The 405-nt window shown below is 73.3% G+C and carries 1 protein-coding gene; it reads right to left on the bottom strand.

Translation table 11 applies throughout. The annotated features are described in order from the left end of the window. Window positions 1–405 (bottom strand): PfkB family carbohydrate kinase (locus tag GVL12_RS25915; protein ID WP_235033993.1); only part of this gene is annotated, 405 nt, incomplete at both ends.

The following is a 405-nucleotide window of genomic DNA, read 5'->3' as shown; positions in this document are numbered from 1 at the left end:
GGCCGAGGCAACGAGCGCCCGGTCCACGTCCTCGGGCTTCAGCCCCTGGCAGGCGCCGAGATAGGTGCTCATCGTGCGCTCGCCGTCGGGCGTCACCAGCACGAAGCAGCGGGCCGTGGCCGGCCCCTCGGTCGCCGGCGGAACCGTGAAGCCGACGCCCGTGGCCTTGAGGTCGTGGCCGAACAGGCCGCCGAGCTCATCGTTCCGAACTTTGCCGACGAAGCCGGTCTTGGCGCCGAGCAGGGCCGCGCCCACCGCGGTGTTGGCCCCCGAGCCGCCCGAGACGATCGTGGCCGGGCCCATCGCGGCGAACAGGGCCTCCGCGCGCTCCTCGTCGATCAGCTGCATCGCGCCCTTGGTCACCCCCTGGGCGTCCAGGAAGGCGTCGTCCGTGCGGGCGATCAC

It is taken from the genome of Pantoea sp. 18069 (assembly GCF_902706035.1).
Lineage (GTDB): Bacteria > Pseudomonadota > Gammaproteobacteria > Burkholderiales > Burkholderiaceae_C > Comamonas.
This window is presented reverse-complemented; position numbering and strand designations above follow the sequence as displayed.